Here is a 12,361-nt window from a genome sequence, read left to right as displayed (position 1 = left end):
TCGATTTTTATCTAATGCGCTGTTTTATATGACCAACATATGTCTCAAGGATATTTATATCACTACACGCACTTAATGTTCTCGAGCCGACAACATCCTCAATCTCGTTGAACAGAAGCTTACCATCATGTCCAATTAAAAAGTCTATCCCAACCATACCGAAGTCAAAGTGATCGATAATTTTATGGATCAGTTTTCCCTCCGAGTCATTTAGTGAATAGAGTCTCGCGTCTCCACCTAATGTAAAATTGGCTCGAAAATCGGTCGTGCTTTCGCGTAATACTGCACCAATAATTTCTTTCCCAACGACAAACACACGAAGATCTTTCCCCATCTGAACGGCTGTTGGTTGCATGATAATGTTGCCCTGGATTGACTTTCTGCATGTCAGCCAATCCTGCTTGTTCGTTATATAAAAAACCTGCTTGCCGCCTCTGCCACTCACTTCTTTCACAATAAATGGATAGTCAAGTGACGGAATGTCCTGCATTAACTCTTTTTTACTGTATATCGTATCAACCATCGGTAATCCAAGCTGATTGATATGATGATGCGTAAGCGCCTTATCATTACAGATCGTAGCTACGGTAGAGGAATTAAAAACGGTAACACCCTTTGTCTCCAAATGAAGGTTCAATAAAGGCTCGATTGTCCTAACGATAGCGAAATCCGGCAGCTGTACGGGCTCGTTATGAATAAGCGCTTGCTGTTTATTTTGCATGATTCTGATTGTCAGATCTTCTCGGTGAACAAGCTGTAACGACAATTCTTGTAAACTTGCTTCCTCGATAAACCACTCAATAAATGCTTTGTTTCGGATGGCATCTTCTTCCTGATAAATGAGCCAACCAGTTTTCATGATAATACCCCCAAAATATGTTCCATGATGTAGTCGGCTGCATTAATACCAGTACAGTCTAGTAAGTTTCGGATATGTGCATTCGAGTTAATTTCACAAACAAGCCGTTTATCATCTGGACCAATTAATAAATCGACTCCTGCAAAATCTGCATTAATTGCTTTCGTTGCGGCAACGGCTAGCACTGCTTCTTCCTTCGTAGGCGTATACATGCTCATTGCCCCTCCAGATGTCACATTCGCGCGAAAATCATTTATATTAACTCGCTCCATCGCTGCAACAACTTGGTTGCCAACGACTTGTAGGCGTAAATCCTTTCCGTAACTGGAGGGAATAAATTGTTGGAATAAATAAGGTTTGCCTTGGATGGCATCGATTTTAGTAATAATCTCTTCTAGACTATGTAATAAATAGACCTGTTCTCCAAAGGACCCAAAGGCTTCTTTAATAATTAACGGTAGACCTAATTGTTCGATAGCTTTCTCGACTAATTTATGATCAATGTTTCCGGTTGTGAAGATTTTCGGTGCAACAATTGTTTTAGGCATCGGGATGTTGTGAGTTGCCATGTATTGATAGGAAGCGATTTTATCATCGCTAATTTCAATTGCTTTTGAGCTGTTAAAAACTGTTATCCCTAGTAATTCAAGCTGTCTTGCCAAATAAATATCTTTATCAGCAAAAACGACAAAATCTGGAAGCTCTGCTTTATCTAGTTGAACAATTCCAAGCTGATCTGTAGCTAATAGACTGAGTAATGCATTGTTTTTTAAAATTTTCATGTCAATGCCTTGTTTTGTTGCAGACTCTTGAATCATTTCCGCATAATCAAGAAATTTATTTCCTGGCAGGTTTCCATTGTAAATAATCCATCCATTTGGTTTCATTTGATTTTATCCTTTCTGCTATAATAACGTTACTTCTTATCGAAAGTGGTGTAATTATGTTTACGACATTTCCAGAAATTGAAGATTTTTTCAATAGCCGAAAAGCTTTTGGTATTAAGCCTGGCTTAGATCGAATTCATCGGCTGCTTGCATTATTAAATCATCCAGAAAAGAGCGCGCCTGCTATTCATGTGGCGGGCACAAACGGGAAAGGCTCGACAATTCAATTTATAAAAAATGCTTTACAAGCAAATGGTTACAAGGTAGGTGTTTTTACATCACCAAGCTTAACTGGATTAACTGGGCATATGAAGCTAAATGATTCTGAAATAACGGAGCAGCTATTTGTTGATCTATGTAATGAACTGTATCCTCATGTAATTCAGCTTGACCAAGAAAATGATCCTCCCACGGAATTTGAAATGATTACCGCGCTGGCTTTTCTTTATTTTTCAGAACGCGTTGATATTGCTCTGATTGAGGCAGGGATGGGCGGAAGAGAGGATACAACAAACTGTTTCCAACCAATCCTGTCCATTATAACAAATGTTGCAAAAGACCATACAGCTTTTCTGGGGAATTCTATTTCTGAAATTGCCTATCAAAAAGCAGGAATCATTAAAACGGGTGCTCCTGTTGTTGTTGGCCATTTAGAAACGGAAGCATTTACAGTGATTAAAGCGGAAGCTGAGAAACATTATACACCTGTCTATCAATTGGGGAAAGATGTTATTTATAATCACAATCAAGGTCAAAGCATGACATGGTATAGTAAAGAGAGAACGGTACATTTAAAGCTGCTGATGTATGGTGACTACCAGTTCCAAAATGCGGCGCTTGCTCTAATGGCACTCGAAAAGCTCAATGATGCTGGTTATCAAATTTCCTTTTCTAAAGCATCACCAGCAATAGAACAAACTAGGCTAGCGGGAAGATTTGAGATCGTAAATAAGAACCCGCTAATAATTCTTGATGGCGCCCATAATCCTGCTGGAGTTGCTGCGTTTATAAAAACCGTTAATGAACACTTTGCGGAAAAGGATAAGCAATTATTAGTTGCTGTATTTAAAGATAAAGAGCTTGATGCCATGCTTGAGCAACTGAGTACTTCGTTTACGTCAATTACGCTAACGACCTTTCAGCATCCACGTGCAGCAAAGGCAGTGGACCTATATCGCTTAGCCCCTGCAAAACAAAAGCGCATTGCTGATGATTGGAAACAGGAAGTAAATCAAATACTACAAGGCAAGGGTAACGGCGTGTGGTTTATTACAGGTTCTCTCAACTTTATTTCGCTTGTTAGAGAATATATCTTTTCGAGAAATTAAACAAAGGAAAAAGCCAAATTATGTTGAACGATTTTTTAATTGATTGTCATTTTTCGTCTTACTTTTTAAAAATCCTGTGCTAGAGTTATAGAAACAATCCATAACCGGTCACAGGAGGGGAAATTGTGGGAAAACATAAGGCAATTCTTGTAGAAAAAAATGGTGATCAGCTTAAATACAAGCTGCATGATAAAAAACACTCTTCTACAACAACTAAACAAACAGCAGCTTCCGTCGAAGATTCTGATAAATCAATTCCTGTATTAACCGGGTCTAGTAAATCAAAAAATGCTTTTAGTAAAAAGAGACCTGGGAACTTTCACACATTTAAACCACTAATAGTTGCAATTATATCTGCACTTATTATAGGGTCTGCACTTGGATTCTTCTTGCTTCGCTTATTTGTTGATGTAGAAGGACAAATAGCAGGCGAAGCGACAGACCATGTACCTAGTGCAGCATTAGCTGAAAATAACGCTCCTGCTGCGGATTCTACCGATGTTCAACTGGACTCGTTACAAGCGCATGTTTTACAGGCTGGTATTTTTTCGGAAGAAGCCAATGCAGTTGAATGGGCGGACAGCTATCTAGCAAAAGGGGTTCCAACCATGATTTGGGAGAAGGATGATCAGTATTTTCTTCTAGCTGGAATTGCGGCTACAAAGGAAGAGGCGGCACAGCTGGCAGATAGTTTGAAAGCAAAGGGTTCAATTGAAATCTATGTGAAGGAATGGAGTACATCAACTGGAGAAGTTCGACTAACAGAAAGTGAACAAGAGTGGATTCTTAAATTTCAGGAGGTTTGGAATAACGCTTTAGCTGGTTGGACTGGAGAACAAACCTTGTCAGCGGAGACCTGGAATGAACTAGCTGGTACTGCCCCTGAGAACTCTGAAACGTTAACACCGCTATTGTCGGCTATTAAAGACCCAGATGAACAAGCAACACAACTGTTGCAGATGATGTATTATTATGAACAACTTAAACAATAATCTGAAGTCAAAAAACAGGTGGAAAATTACCTGTTTTTTATTTTTTTAATCGTATTCACTAGTGAAAGAATTGTTTTCTATTTGGGAAAATAAGATTTTGTAGGCTGCTTTCCTTATTAAAATAGATTTTTAGTAAGTTGTTGGCTTGTCTAGAAGAAGATATGATAATCCTAATCATAAAGAGAGGAGGAGCCATATTGAATATGCAAGAAATTATGATAAAAGATGTACCAAAAGAAGAACGACCACGGGAACGATTGCTAAGTCATGGAGCTGAGCCACTATCCAATCAAGAATTACTATCTATTCTTATTGGCAGTGGCACGAGAGATGAATCCGTCATGTCAGTTGCCAATCGTGTACTTATGCATTTTGAAGGGTTAAAGCTATTAAGAGGAGCTACGATTGAGGAACTAACTTCAATTAAAGGTATTGGTACAGCGAAGGGATTACTGATTTTATCAGCAATCGAACTTGGTCGACGAATGCATGCATATAAGTCGATTGATAAATATGTTATTCGTTCACCAGAGGACGGTGCAGATTACATTATGGAGGAAATGCGGAGTTTAAATCAAGAGCACTTCGTAGCCTTATTTTTGAATACAAAAAATCAAATTATTCACAGGCAAACAATTTTTATAGGGAGTCTGAATGCAGCAATTGTACATCCCCGTGAGATCTATCGAGAAGCTGTTAAACGATCAGCCGCATCAATTATCGTTGCCCATAATCACCCCAGTGGAGACCCCGAACCATCTCAAGAAGACATTCATGTAACAAGACGATTAGTTGAATCAGGAAAAATGATTGGAATCGATCTTTTGGATCATTTAATTATTGGAGATCGAAAATTTGTATCATTAAAAGAAAAAGGCTACTTATAACACTATCTATTTTGTGGATTTTTTCGTATAATTATAGAAGGATTTACTAGCAGCGCCATTTTTCAAGATTAGAATGAAAGTGGCGCTTCTTATGATTACGAGATGAGTGCAAGGTATGTCAGTTTTTTAATGTGGATTGGATGATAGGTTGCAACGGATAAGATGAATCGATATAGTTAGACTACATATGTAAAGCGAAAGGTGATTCGGAGAGGAAGATTTTATTGGGCATTTTTAGTTTTTCACAGGACTTTGGAATCGATTTGGGTACAGCTAATACATTGGTTTATGTAAAAGGAAAAGGTATTGTTGTGCGTGAGCCGTCAGTTGTTGCTCGTAATACAGAAACTGGCCAGATCGAAGCAGTAGGCAGTGCAGCAAAGAACATGATTGGAAGAACACCTGGCAATATTTCTGTTATACGCCCGATGAAGGATGGTGTTATTGCAGATTACGATACGACAGCAGCGATGATGAAATATTATATTAAAAAGGCAATGAAAAATCGTTCCATGTTTGCAAAAAAGCCGAATGTTATGATTTGTGTACCATCCGGTATTACGATGGTTGAAGAGCGTGCAGTTATTGATGCTACAAAACAGGCGGGGGCAAGAGACGCTTTTCCAATCTCAGAACCGTTTGCGGCAGCGATTGGAGCAGGGTTGCCGGTTTGGGAACCGACTGGGAGTATGATAGTTGATATTGGTGGGGGTACAGCAGAAGTAGCTGTCATCTCACTAGGTGGAATTGTAACGAGTCAATCAATTCGTATTGCAGGTGACAATATGGACGAGTCCATTATAAGTCACATACGTAAAAAATACAGCTTGCTTATTGGTGAGCGTTCTGCAGAATCGATTAAGATGGATATTGGGATGGCTCGTAAAGCAGATCCCGATGTTGAAATGGATATTCGTGGGCGGGATTTATTGACAGGTTTACCGAAAACCGTTACGGTAACAGCGGAAGAAATTTCCCTCGCTTTGGATGATACAGTTGATGCCATTGTTGATGCAGTAAAAGTTACACTGGAACGAACACCACCTGAACTTGCAGCTGATGTAATGGATCGTGGCATTGTCCTATCTGGTGGAGGAGCATTACTCAAAAATTTAGATCAAGTAATAAGTGACGAGACGAAAATCCCTGTTTTTGTTACAGAGGAACCTTTGGAAAGTGTGGCAATTGGTACGGGCAAATCACTGGACTATATTCAGCAGTTCCGCTCTAGCCCAAATGTCTCATCTCGTCCTTTAAATTAATAAGTAGGTGTCTTAGGTGCAATTTTTTCGTAATAAACGACTTTTTATTCTATTAATTGGTTTTATAGTTTTGGTAGCTTTGATAGGCTATTCACTAAATAATCGGGAAAATTTAAGTACTCCCGTAAAATTTATTAATGATGCGGTTGGGTGGACACAGGAAGTGATTCATACTCCAGTCAAATTCATTACGAATATTGTTTCAAATATTAATGATTTTAAAAACACATATGAAGAAAATCAATTATTGAAAGAACAGCTGTCACAATATCAAACATTGACTTATGAAGTTCAAGAAATCAAAAAGGAAAATGAAGAGCTCATGGCTTTATTGGAAATTGAGGACTCAGCTAGAGATTATAATCCGATTCAAGCAACGGTTATCTCTAGGTCACCTGAACGTTGGGTTGAGCAGGTGACAATCAATAAAGGTAGACAGGACGGTGTAGCCAATAATATGGTTGTTATCACCGCAGAAGGTATGGTAGGCAAAATTCAAAGTGCTTCCGAATTTACTTCAACAGTGCAGCTTTTAACTGGATTTGATCAGTTTAATCGTATTTCTGCAACAATCTCTAGAGGTGACGATGAGAAAAATATCTTTGGAATGATTGAAGGATTTGAAGAAGAAACAAATTCATTGCTGTTCCGGATCATTGAAGAGTCAGACAAAAATTTAGAAGAAGGAGAACTTGTTGTTTCTTCTGAGCTAGGCGGAGAATTTCCTGCTGGGCTTCCCATTGGGAAGGTCAAGGAAGTTGTATCTGATCAATATGGATTAACCCGTATTGCGATGGTTGAGCCAGCTGCTGATTTATACGAATTAGGTCACGTCATCGTTGTTGACCGTGCTTTGGAGTCAGCAGAGGGAAGCAATGATGAGGAGGAAGTTGAGTGATGAAACGACTATACATTCCTCTCATTCTTTTTCTGTTAACTATTTTAGAGGGTGTTGCACTAGATCTCTTGCCATCTGAACTTATAATGAGCGATATGCTTATGGTACCGCATTGGGTTTTTGCGTTTCTAGTATATATGGCAGTTTTCTATGACAATGATAATACGTACCATTCTGTCGTCTATGCATTACTTTTTGGATTATTAATTGATATTGTATATACGGGAATACTCGGTATTTACATGTTTACGTATGCATTAATAATTTATATAATTCATGGCCTTAAGAAAATGCTCCAGGGGAATTTTTATGTTTTATTGTTACTCGGAGCCGTTGGATTTATTCTAGTAGATCTTTCTATTTATGTTATTTACATGGTTGTAGGATTAACAGATATGGTCTGGGAGAACTATTTAACAGGACGTCTTCTGCCAACAGGCGCTTCAAATTTAGTGTTTTTACTAATTGTTTATCCTTTCATAGCAAAACGGCTTGCTAGATGGGGAAGAGAACAGTTAACTGGAAGTAGCACACTGTGAGTGAAAAAACTTACCTGTGTGTTTACATATGAAACTACCGCAGGCTATTTTGTAACGAGGTGAACTTGCTGTGCTTGACAAGAAGCAAATAATATTAATTAAAGGTACGAGAGAAGGGTTGAGTTTATTTATAGATGAATCAGCATCCTTCCATGATGTCATAAAAGAACTAAAAGATAAGATTATGGCAAGCAAGCCAAAGGAAAATGAACCAATTGTTTCTGTAAAGGTTAAATTAGGCAATCGACTTTTAAATGAGGAACAAGAAATAGCATTAAGAAACATTATAAGTGTTGATAATCGTTTTGAAATTACTGCGATTGAATCTGATTTAATAAGTAGAGAAGATGCTTTAAAATGGCGGGAAGAAAGTGAAATAAAAGCCATTAATCGAATTGTAAGATCTGGTCAAATATTGGAAGTTGAGGGAGACCTCCTATTAGTTGGAGATGTCAATCCTGGTGGAAAGGTAGTTTCTACAGGTAATATATATATTATGGGCAATTTATATGGAATTGCTCATGCTGGTGTAATGGGAGACCGGGAAGCTTTCATAACGGCTTCTTATATGAAGCCGACACAACTTCGGATCGCTGATTATATAAGTCGAGCCCCTGATTATGAATCGGATGGTGTGTACATGGAGTGTGGAATTATCGATGAAGAACAAGATAAGATCATTATTGATTCGTTAAAGGTTCTTTCCCGTAAGCGTAAGGAAATAAGCGGATTTGAAAGGAGAATAAATAATGGGTGAGGCAATCGTTATTACATCTGGGAAAGGTGGTGTCGGTAAGACAACGACATCAGCTAATATCGGAACCGCTTTGGCACTAATGGAAAAAAAAGTTTGTTTAATAGATACAGATATTGGTTTAAGAAATTTAGATGTCATTATGGGGCTGGAAAACCGAATTATTTATGATATCGTTGATGTAATTGAAGGGCGTTGTAAGCTTAAACAAGCATTGATTAAGGACAAGCGATTTGATTATCTATCATTATTGCCTGCAGCACAAACAAGTGATAAAACGGCTGTTACTACAAGCGGAATGAAAGAAATCGTAGCTGAACTGAAGCAAGAATATGATTATATCATTATCGATTGCCCTGCTGGAATTGAGCAAGGATTTCAAAATGCTGTTTCAGGCGCGGATCGAGCAATCGTTGTAACAACTCCTGAGAAATCTAGTGTACGTGATGCCGATCGAATCGTCGGATTACTAGAAAAAGAGGATATGAGTGAATCGCCCCGTTTAATTATTAATCGAATTCGAAACCATATGATGAAGAACGGGGATATGATTGATATTGAAGATATCGTACAATTGCTATCCATTGATTTGATTGGTGTGGTTATTGATGATGATGAAGTGATAAAAGCATCAAACAAGGGAGAACCAATTGCAATGAACCCTAATTCAAAGGCGTCTATTGCCTATCGTAACATTGCTAGAAGAATACTTGGTGAGACCGTACCTTTACAATCTCTCGAGGATGAAAAAGGTGTGTTTCAGCGTTTTAAAAAGTTCTTCGGCATGCGTGCGTAAATGAGCCATCAGCATAAAATGAAGCAAATTATTATACCTAATTGACGAAATATGAAATAAAAGCTGGAATGAAAACATTAATTTTCATTCCAGCTTTTTTGTTCATACTGCATTCCTAATGTACATATACATGTACAAATGACTTTGAAGGAATGTGAGGAAAATGGACAAAGATAAAGATATCAAAAAGGTTCGCAAGGCGATTGAACAACGAAAAAAAATGCGAGGACTTCCTTCTGGAGGAACAACAAAGCAATTACTTCCATCCATTCCAGGAGAGGAAGAAAAGCATGGTTACTACTCGATGTTCACTCATCATGAAGAAGTGTCTAGTCGTAATAATCGTGTTGTGACGAGTATGGCAATGAAGGGAATATTATCAGCCATGCTTTTCTTTGGAACAGCCTTGCTGTGGCAGACTGATACAACATTACTGGAGAAGCCCAGAGAATGGACAAGCCAAGTTATGAAGAATGAATTTCCTTTTGCAAAGGTAAATGTATGGTACAAAGAAACGTTTGGAAGACCTTTATCTCTTTCACCACAACCAGTTTTAGAAACGAATGAAGATCAGTCAATGGCGCTCCCTGTAAATGGTAACATTACGGAAACATTTCAAACAAATGGGACAGGAATTATGATCACCCCTGAAGAAACAACCAATGTAACTTCCATTCAGGAAGGTGTTGTTATTTTTGCAGGGAATGACAGAGAAACCAATAAAACGATAACAATACAGCATGCGGATGGAACTGTGACCAACTATGGAAATCTTAGTTCTATTGATGTACATCTCTATCAATTTATTGCAAGTAATCAACAAATAGGGAGCTTTACTCCGGAAGCAGACAATGAGACGGTGTTTTTCTCCATTGAAAAAAATAACGATTATGTCGATCCAGTCCAGGTGATTCAGGTTGATGAGCTTCCTTAACTATCTCCCGAAAATTCATATCCATCCGATCTTATTTATATTTATTGTCATTTCTTTTTTGACAGGTACATTTCTGGAATTATTTATTATCTTTGCTTTAGTATTGTTCCATGAGCTTGGACATTATATTGCAGCAAGGATGATGAAGTGGCGAATCAGATATATTGTACTTTGGGCATTCGGAGGGGTTATGGACACGGAAGAGCATGGAAATAAAACGATGAGGGAGGAGGCGTTTGTAACACTTGCTGGTCCTTATCAACATCTTGTCGTTTATTTTCTCTGCTTTCTTGTCGAGACCTTTCAGCTTATGCCGGCATCAATACTAGAATTGATATTATACTACAATACAATACTCCTTCTTTTTAATTTAATACCAGTATGGCCATTGGACGGAGGGAAACTGCTTTTACTTGCTGTTTCATATTTTTTTCCTTACAAAAAAGCGTACCAATTTACGCTCATATTTTCAATGGTCTTTATTACAATAGTACTTATACTTCAACTTTTATTTTTCCCATTTACGTTAAGTGTATTTTTTATATGGGTCTTTCTTTTTATGGAAAATAGAAGTGATTGGAAGCAGCGTTCGTATGTCTTTATGCGCTTTTTATTAAGGCGGTATGAAGGTGATGCAGCAGTTAAAGGAGTACTCCCGCTTACAGTTCCTTCTGACATCTCCTTTCTTGACTTATTCTCACGTTTTAGAAGGGAAAAGAAACATCCGATTTATATTGTGTACGCTGAAAATAATCGAAAATCTGTTGATGAATCAGATTGTTTGCAAAGCTATTTTTATGAAAGAGAATATAACCAATCCATTGGAGATGCATTTTTATATAAATAATTGTTCTGAAACAGAAGACTCCTTGCTTTGGAGTCTTTTTATGATGTAAGATAGTGTTATTATGAATTGCGTTGTATCATAAATATAAGATGCTAAAATCTTAGTATGTAATTATAAGCAAGTTCTTGACAAACAGTGTCAATACATGATAACATCAATACGTTATTGATCGTAGCACCCGTGCTACAACCGCGCAGAACAGGTTTTAAACTTTTTGAAGTACCTGTATGGCGAGTCTGAGACTATTAAGGAGGTGCAAGTATGTACGCAATTATTGAAACAGGTGGAAAACAAGTTAAAGTTGTAGAAGGACAAGAAATCTACGTAGAAAAAGTTGCAGCTGATGCAAATGAGACTGTTACGTTTGATAAGGTTCTTTTCGTTGGTGGAGATGATGTTAAAGTTGGTGCTCCATTCGTTGAAGGTGCAACAGTTACTGCTAAAGTTGAAAAACAAGGCCGTCAAAAGAAGGTTATTGTTTATAAATACAAACGCAGAAAAAACTATCATCGTAAACAAGGTCATCGTCAGCCTTATACGAAACTAGTAATCGAAAAAATTAACGCATAAGGGTTTTGAATATGATTCATGTTACTGTATTTCAAACAGACAAGCAAATTACTGCTTTTGAATTATCTGGTCATGCGGAGAGTGGCCCATATGGTTATGATCTTGTATGTGCAGGTGTATCTGCTGTATCAATTGGTGCAGTAAATGCAGTAATGGAATTATGTGATACAAATCTGGAAATTGAACAAGGAGCAGAAGGTGGTTACTTACACGTAACATTACCGAAAAGGCTACCATTTGAACAAATGGAAAAAGTCCAGCTCTTATTCAAGGGAATGCTTATTTCACTGAAATCGATTGAACTTGAATATAGTCAATTTATAAAAATCGAGAACAAGTAAGGAGGTGCAGTCCATGATCCGTCTAGATTTACAATTTTTCGCAACGAAAAAAGGTGCAGGTAGTACGAAAAACGGTCGTGATTCTGAATCTAAACGACTTGGCGCAAAACGTGCAGATGGTCAGTTTGTAACTGGTGGTTCAATTTTATACCGTCAACGCGGTACAAAAATCTACCCAGGTGAAAACGTTGGCCGTGGTGGTGACGACACACTTTTTGCTAAAGTCGATGGCGTTGTTAAATTCGAACGCTATGGTAGAGACCGCAAAAAAGTAAGTGTATATCCGGTTGCTCAAGAAGCTTAATGAAATTCATCAAACTCCAGTCAATCATTTTGGCTGGAGTTTTTGTTTATCGATAATATTTAACATCTTTATCTCATCAATGCTATGTTGCGTAAAATATACTAAAAATTTTTGGACTGCAATTTTTCTTCTGAAAAGAAATAGGTGGAAGCTTTATTGGCTT

Annotated in this window: 15 protein-coding genes and 1 other annotated feature; of the genes, 13 read left to right on the top strand and 2 right to left on the bottom strand. The window is 37.8% G+C overall.

The features are described 5' to 3' along the window. Positions 1-7: 7 nt before the first annotated feature. Both NYE61_RS03800 and NYE61_RS03795 read right to left on the bottom strand, forming a co-directional pair. Positions 8-859: an ATP-grasp domain-containing protein gene (locus tag NYE61_RS03800; RefSeq protein WP_303447365.1), complete on the bottom strand. Its 852-nt coding sequence runs from the start codon at positions 857-859 to the stop codon at positions 8-10. Beyond that, positions 856-1,746, bottom strand: coding sequence for a RimK family alpha-L-glutamate ligase (locus tag NYE61_RS03795; RefSeq protein ID WP_303447363.1), 891 nt, complete (start codon positions 1,744-1,746; stop codon positions 856-858). Before NYE61_RS03795 ends, NYE61_RS03800 begins: the two co-directional genes overlap by 4 nt. 56 nt (positions 1,747-1,802) lie before the next feature. Between NYE61_RS03795 and NYE61_RS03790 the strand changes: the two genes are divergently transcribed. The 13 genes from NYE61_RS03790 to rpmA all read left to right on the top strand — a co-directional run bounded on the left by NYE61_RS03790 (position 1,803) and on the right by rpmA (position 12,198). Further along, entirely contained in the window at positions 1,803-3,074 is a 1,272-nt protein-coding gene (locus tag NYE61_RS03790) for a folylpolyglutamate synthase/dihydrofolate synthase family protein (RefSeq protein WP_303447362.1), read from the top strand. A 125-nt stretch (positions 3,075-3,199) separates the two neighbouring features. Continuing rightward, complete coding sequence (locus NYE61_RS03785; protein WP_158586222.1) at positions 3,200-4,066, top strand: SPOR domain-containing protein; 867 nt, start codon at positions 3,200-3,202, stop codon at positions 4,064-4,066. Positions 4,067-4,269: 203 nt separating this feature from the next. Next, the gene (radC, locus tag NYE61_RS03780) at positions 4,270-4,953 is read left to right on the top strand and encodes a DNA repair protein RadC (protein WP_095307212.1); all 684 of its coding nucleotides are present in this window, start codon (positions 4,270-4,272) and stop codon (positions 4,951-4,953) included. A gap of 224 nt (positions 4,954-5,177) precedes the next feature. After that, on the top strand, positions 5,178-6,215 hold the full coding sequence (locus tag NYE61_RS03775; protein ID WP_095307189.1) for a rod shape-determining protein: 1,038 nt from the start codon (positions 5,178-5,180) through the stop codon (positions 6,213-6,215). Positions 6,216-6,231: 16 nt separating this feature from the next. Beyond that, positions 6,232-7,113 (top strand): rod shape-determining protein MreC, encoded by an 882-nt coding sequence (gene mreC / locus NYE61_RS03770; protein ID WP_118889088.1) that lies wholly within the window; start codon positions 6,232-6,234, stop codon positions 7,111-7,113. After that, the gene (mreD, locus tag NYE61_RS03765; protein WP_187393142.1) at positions 7,113-7,652 is read left to right on the top strand and encodes a rod shape-determining protein MreD; all 540 of its coding nucleotides are present in this window, start codon (positions 7,113-7,115) and stop codon (positions 7,650-7,652) included. The genes mreC and mreD overlap by 1 nt, the downstream gene beginning before the upstream one ends. 70 nt (positions 7,653-7,722) lie before the next feature. Beyond that, complete coding sequence (minC, locus tag NYE61_RS03760; RefSeq protein ID WP_095307185.1) at positions 7,723-8,409, top strand: septum site-determining protein MinC; 687 nt, start codon at positions 7,723-7,725, stop codon at positions 8,407-8,409. Further along, the gene (gene minD, locus NYE61_RS03755) at positions 8,402-9,202 is read left to right on the top strand and encodes a septum site-determining protein MinD (protein WP_095307184.1); all 801 of its coding nucleotides are present in this window, start codon (positions 8,402-8,404) and stop codon (positions 9,200-9,202) included. The genes minC and minD overlap by 8 nt, the downstream gene beginning before the upstream one ends. A gap of 163 nt (positions 9,203-9,365) precedes the next feature. Further along, positions 9,366-10,136, top strand: a complete 771-nt coding sequence (locus tag NYE61_RS03750; protein ID WP_303447358.1) for a M23 family metallopeptidase — start codon at positions 9,366-9,368, stop codon at positions 10,134-10,136. Further along, positions 10,123-10,983 carry a M50 family metallopeptidase gene (locus NYE61_RS03745; protein WP_095307181.1) on the top strand — a complete coding sequence of 287 codons (861 nt, stop codon included), beginning with the start codon at positions 10,123-10,125 and terminating at the stop codon, positions 10,981-10,983. The genes NYE61_RS03750 and NYE61_RS03745 overlap by 14 nt, the downstream gene beginning before the upstream one ends. 177 nt (positions 10,984-11,160) lie before the next feature. Further along, positions 11,161-11,231: a sequence feature (ribosomal protein L21 leader region), on the top strand. A gap of 13 nt (positions 11,232-11,244) precedes the next feature. After that, positions 11,245-11,553, top strand: a complete 309-nt coding sequence (gene rplU, locus NYE61_RS03740; RefSeq protein WP_095307180.1) for a 50S ribosomal protein L21 — start codon at positions 11,245-11,247, stop codon at positions 11,551-11,553. Positions 11,554-11,564: 11 nt separating this feature from the next. Further along, complete coding sequence (locus NYE61_RS03735; protein ID WP_118889089.1) at positions 11,565-11,894, top strand: ribosomal-processing cysteine protease Prp; 330 nt, start codon at positions 11,565-11,567, stop codon at positions 11,892-11,894. 13 nt (positions 11,895-11,907) lie between these two features. Next, the gene (gene rpmA, locus NYE61_RS03730) at positions 11,908-12,198 is read left to right on the top strand and encodes a 50S ribosomal protein L27 (protein WP_095307178.1); all 291 of its coding nucleotides are present in this window, start codon (positions 11,908-11,910) and stop codon (positions 12,196-12,198) included. Positions 12,199-12,361 lie beyond the last annotated feature (163 nt).

Source organism: Oceanobacillus sp. FSL W7-1304 (genome assembly GCF_037969805.1).
In the GTDB taxonomy this organism is placed as follows: Bacteria; Bacillota; Bacilli; order Bacillales; family Amphibacillaceae; genus Oceanobacillus; species Oceanobacillus profundus.
The sequence above is the reverse complement of the archived record's forward strand: the minus strand, read 5'-3'. Positions and strand labels throughout refer to the sequence as shown.

What these genes read in the sequence shown, in the direction of transcription:
- NYE61_RS03800 (WP_303447365.1), bottom strand. Translation starts at nt 859, where the DNA reads ATGAAAACTGGTTGGCTCATTTATCAGGAAGAAGATGCCATCCGAAAC.
- NYE61_RS03795 (WP_303447363.1), bottom strand. Translation starts at nt 1,746, where the DNA reads ATGAAACCAAATGGATGGATTATTTACAATGGAAACCTGCCAGGAAAT.
- NYE61_RS03790 (WP_303447362.1), top strand. Translation starts at nt 1,803, where the DNA reads ATGTTTACGACATTTCCAGAAATTGAAGATTTTTTCAATAGCCGAAAA.
- radC (WP_095307212.1), top strand. Translation starts at nt 4,270, where the DNA reads ATGCAAGAAATTATGATAAAAGATGTACCAAAAGAAGAACGACCACGG.
- mreD (WP_187393142.1), top strand. Translation starts at nt 7,113, where the DNA reads ATGAAACGACTATACATTCCTCTCATTCTTTTTCTGTTAACTATTTTA.
- minD (WP_095307184.1), top strand. Translation starts at nt 8,402, where the DNA reads ATGGGTGAGGCAATCGTTATTACATCTGGGAAAGGTGGTGTCGGTAAG.
- NYE61_RS03750 (WP_303447358.1), top strand. Translation starts at nt 9,366, where the DNA reads ATGGACAAAGATAAAGATATCAAAAAGGTTCGCAAGGCGATTGAACAA.
- NYE61_RS03745 (WP_095307181.1), top strand. Translation starts at nt 10,123, where the DNA reads ATGAGCTTCCTTAACTATCTCCCGAAAATTCATATCCATCCGATCTTA.
- rplU (WP_095307180.1), top strand. Translation starts at nt 11,245, where the DNA reads ATGTACGCAATTATTGAAACAGGTGGAAAACAAGTTAAAGTTGTAGAA.
- NYE61_RS03735 (WP_118889089.1), top strand. Translation starts at nt 11,565, where the DNA reads ATGATTCATGTTACTGTATTTCAAACAGACAAGCAAATTACTGCTTTT.
- rpmA (WP_095307178.1), top strand. Translation starts at nt 11,908, where the DNA reads ATGATCCGTCTAGATTTACAATTTTTCGCAACGAAAAAAGGTGCAGGT.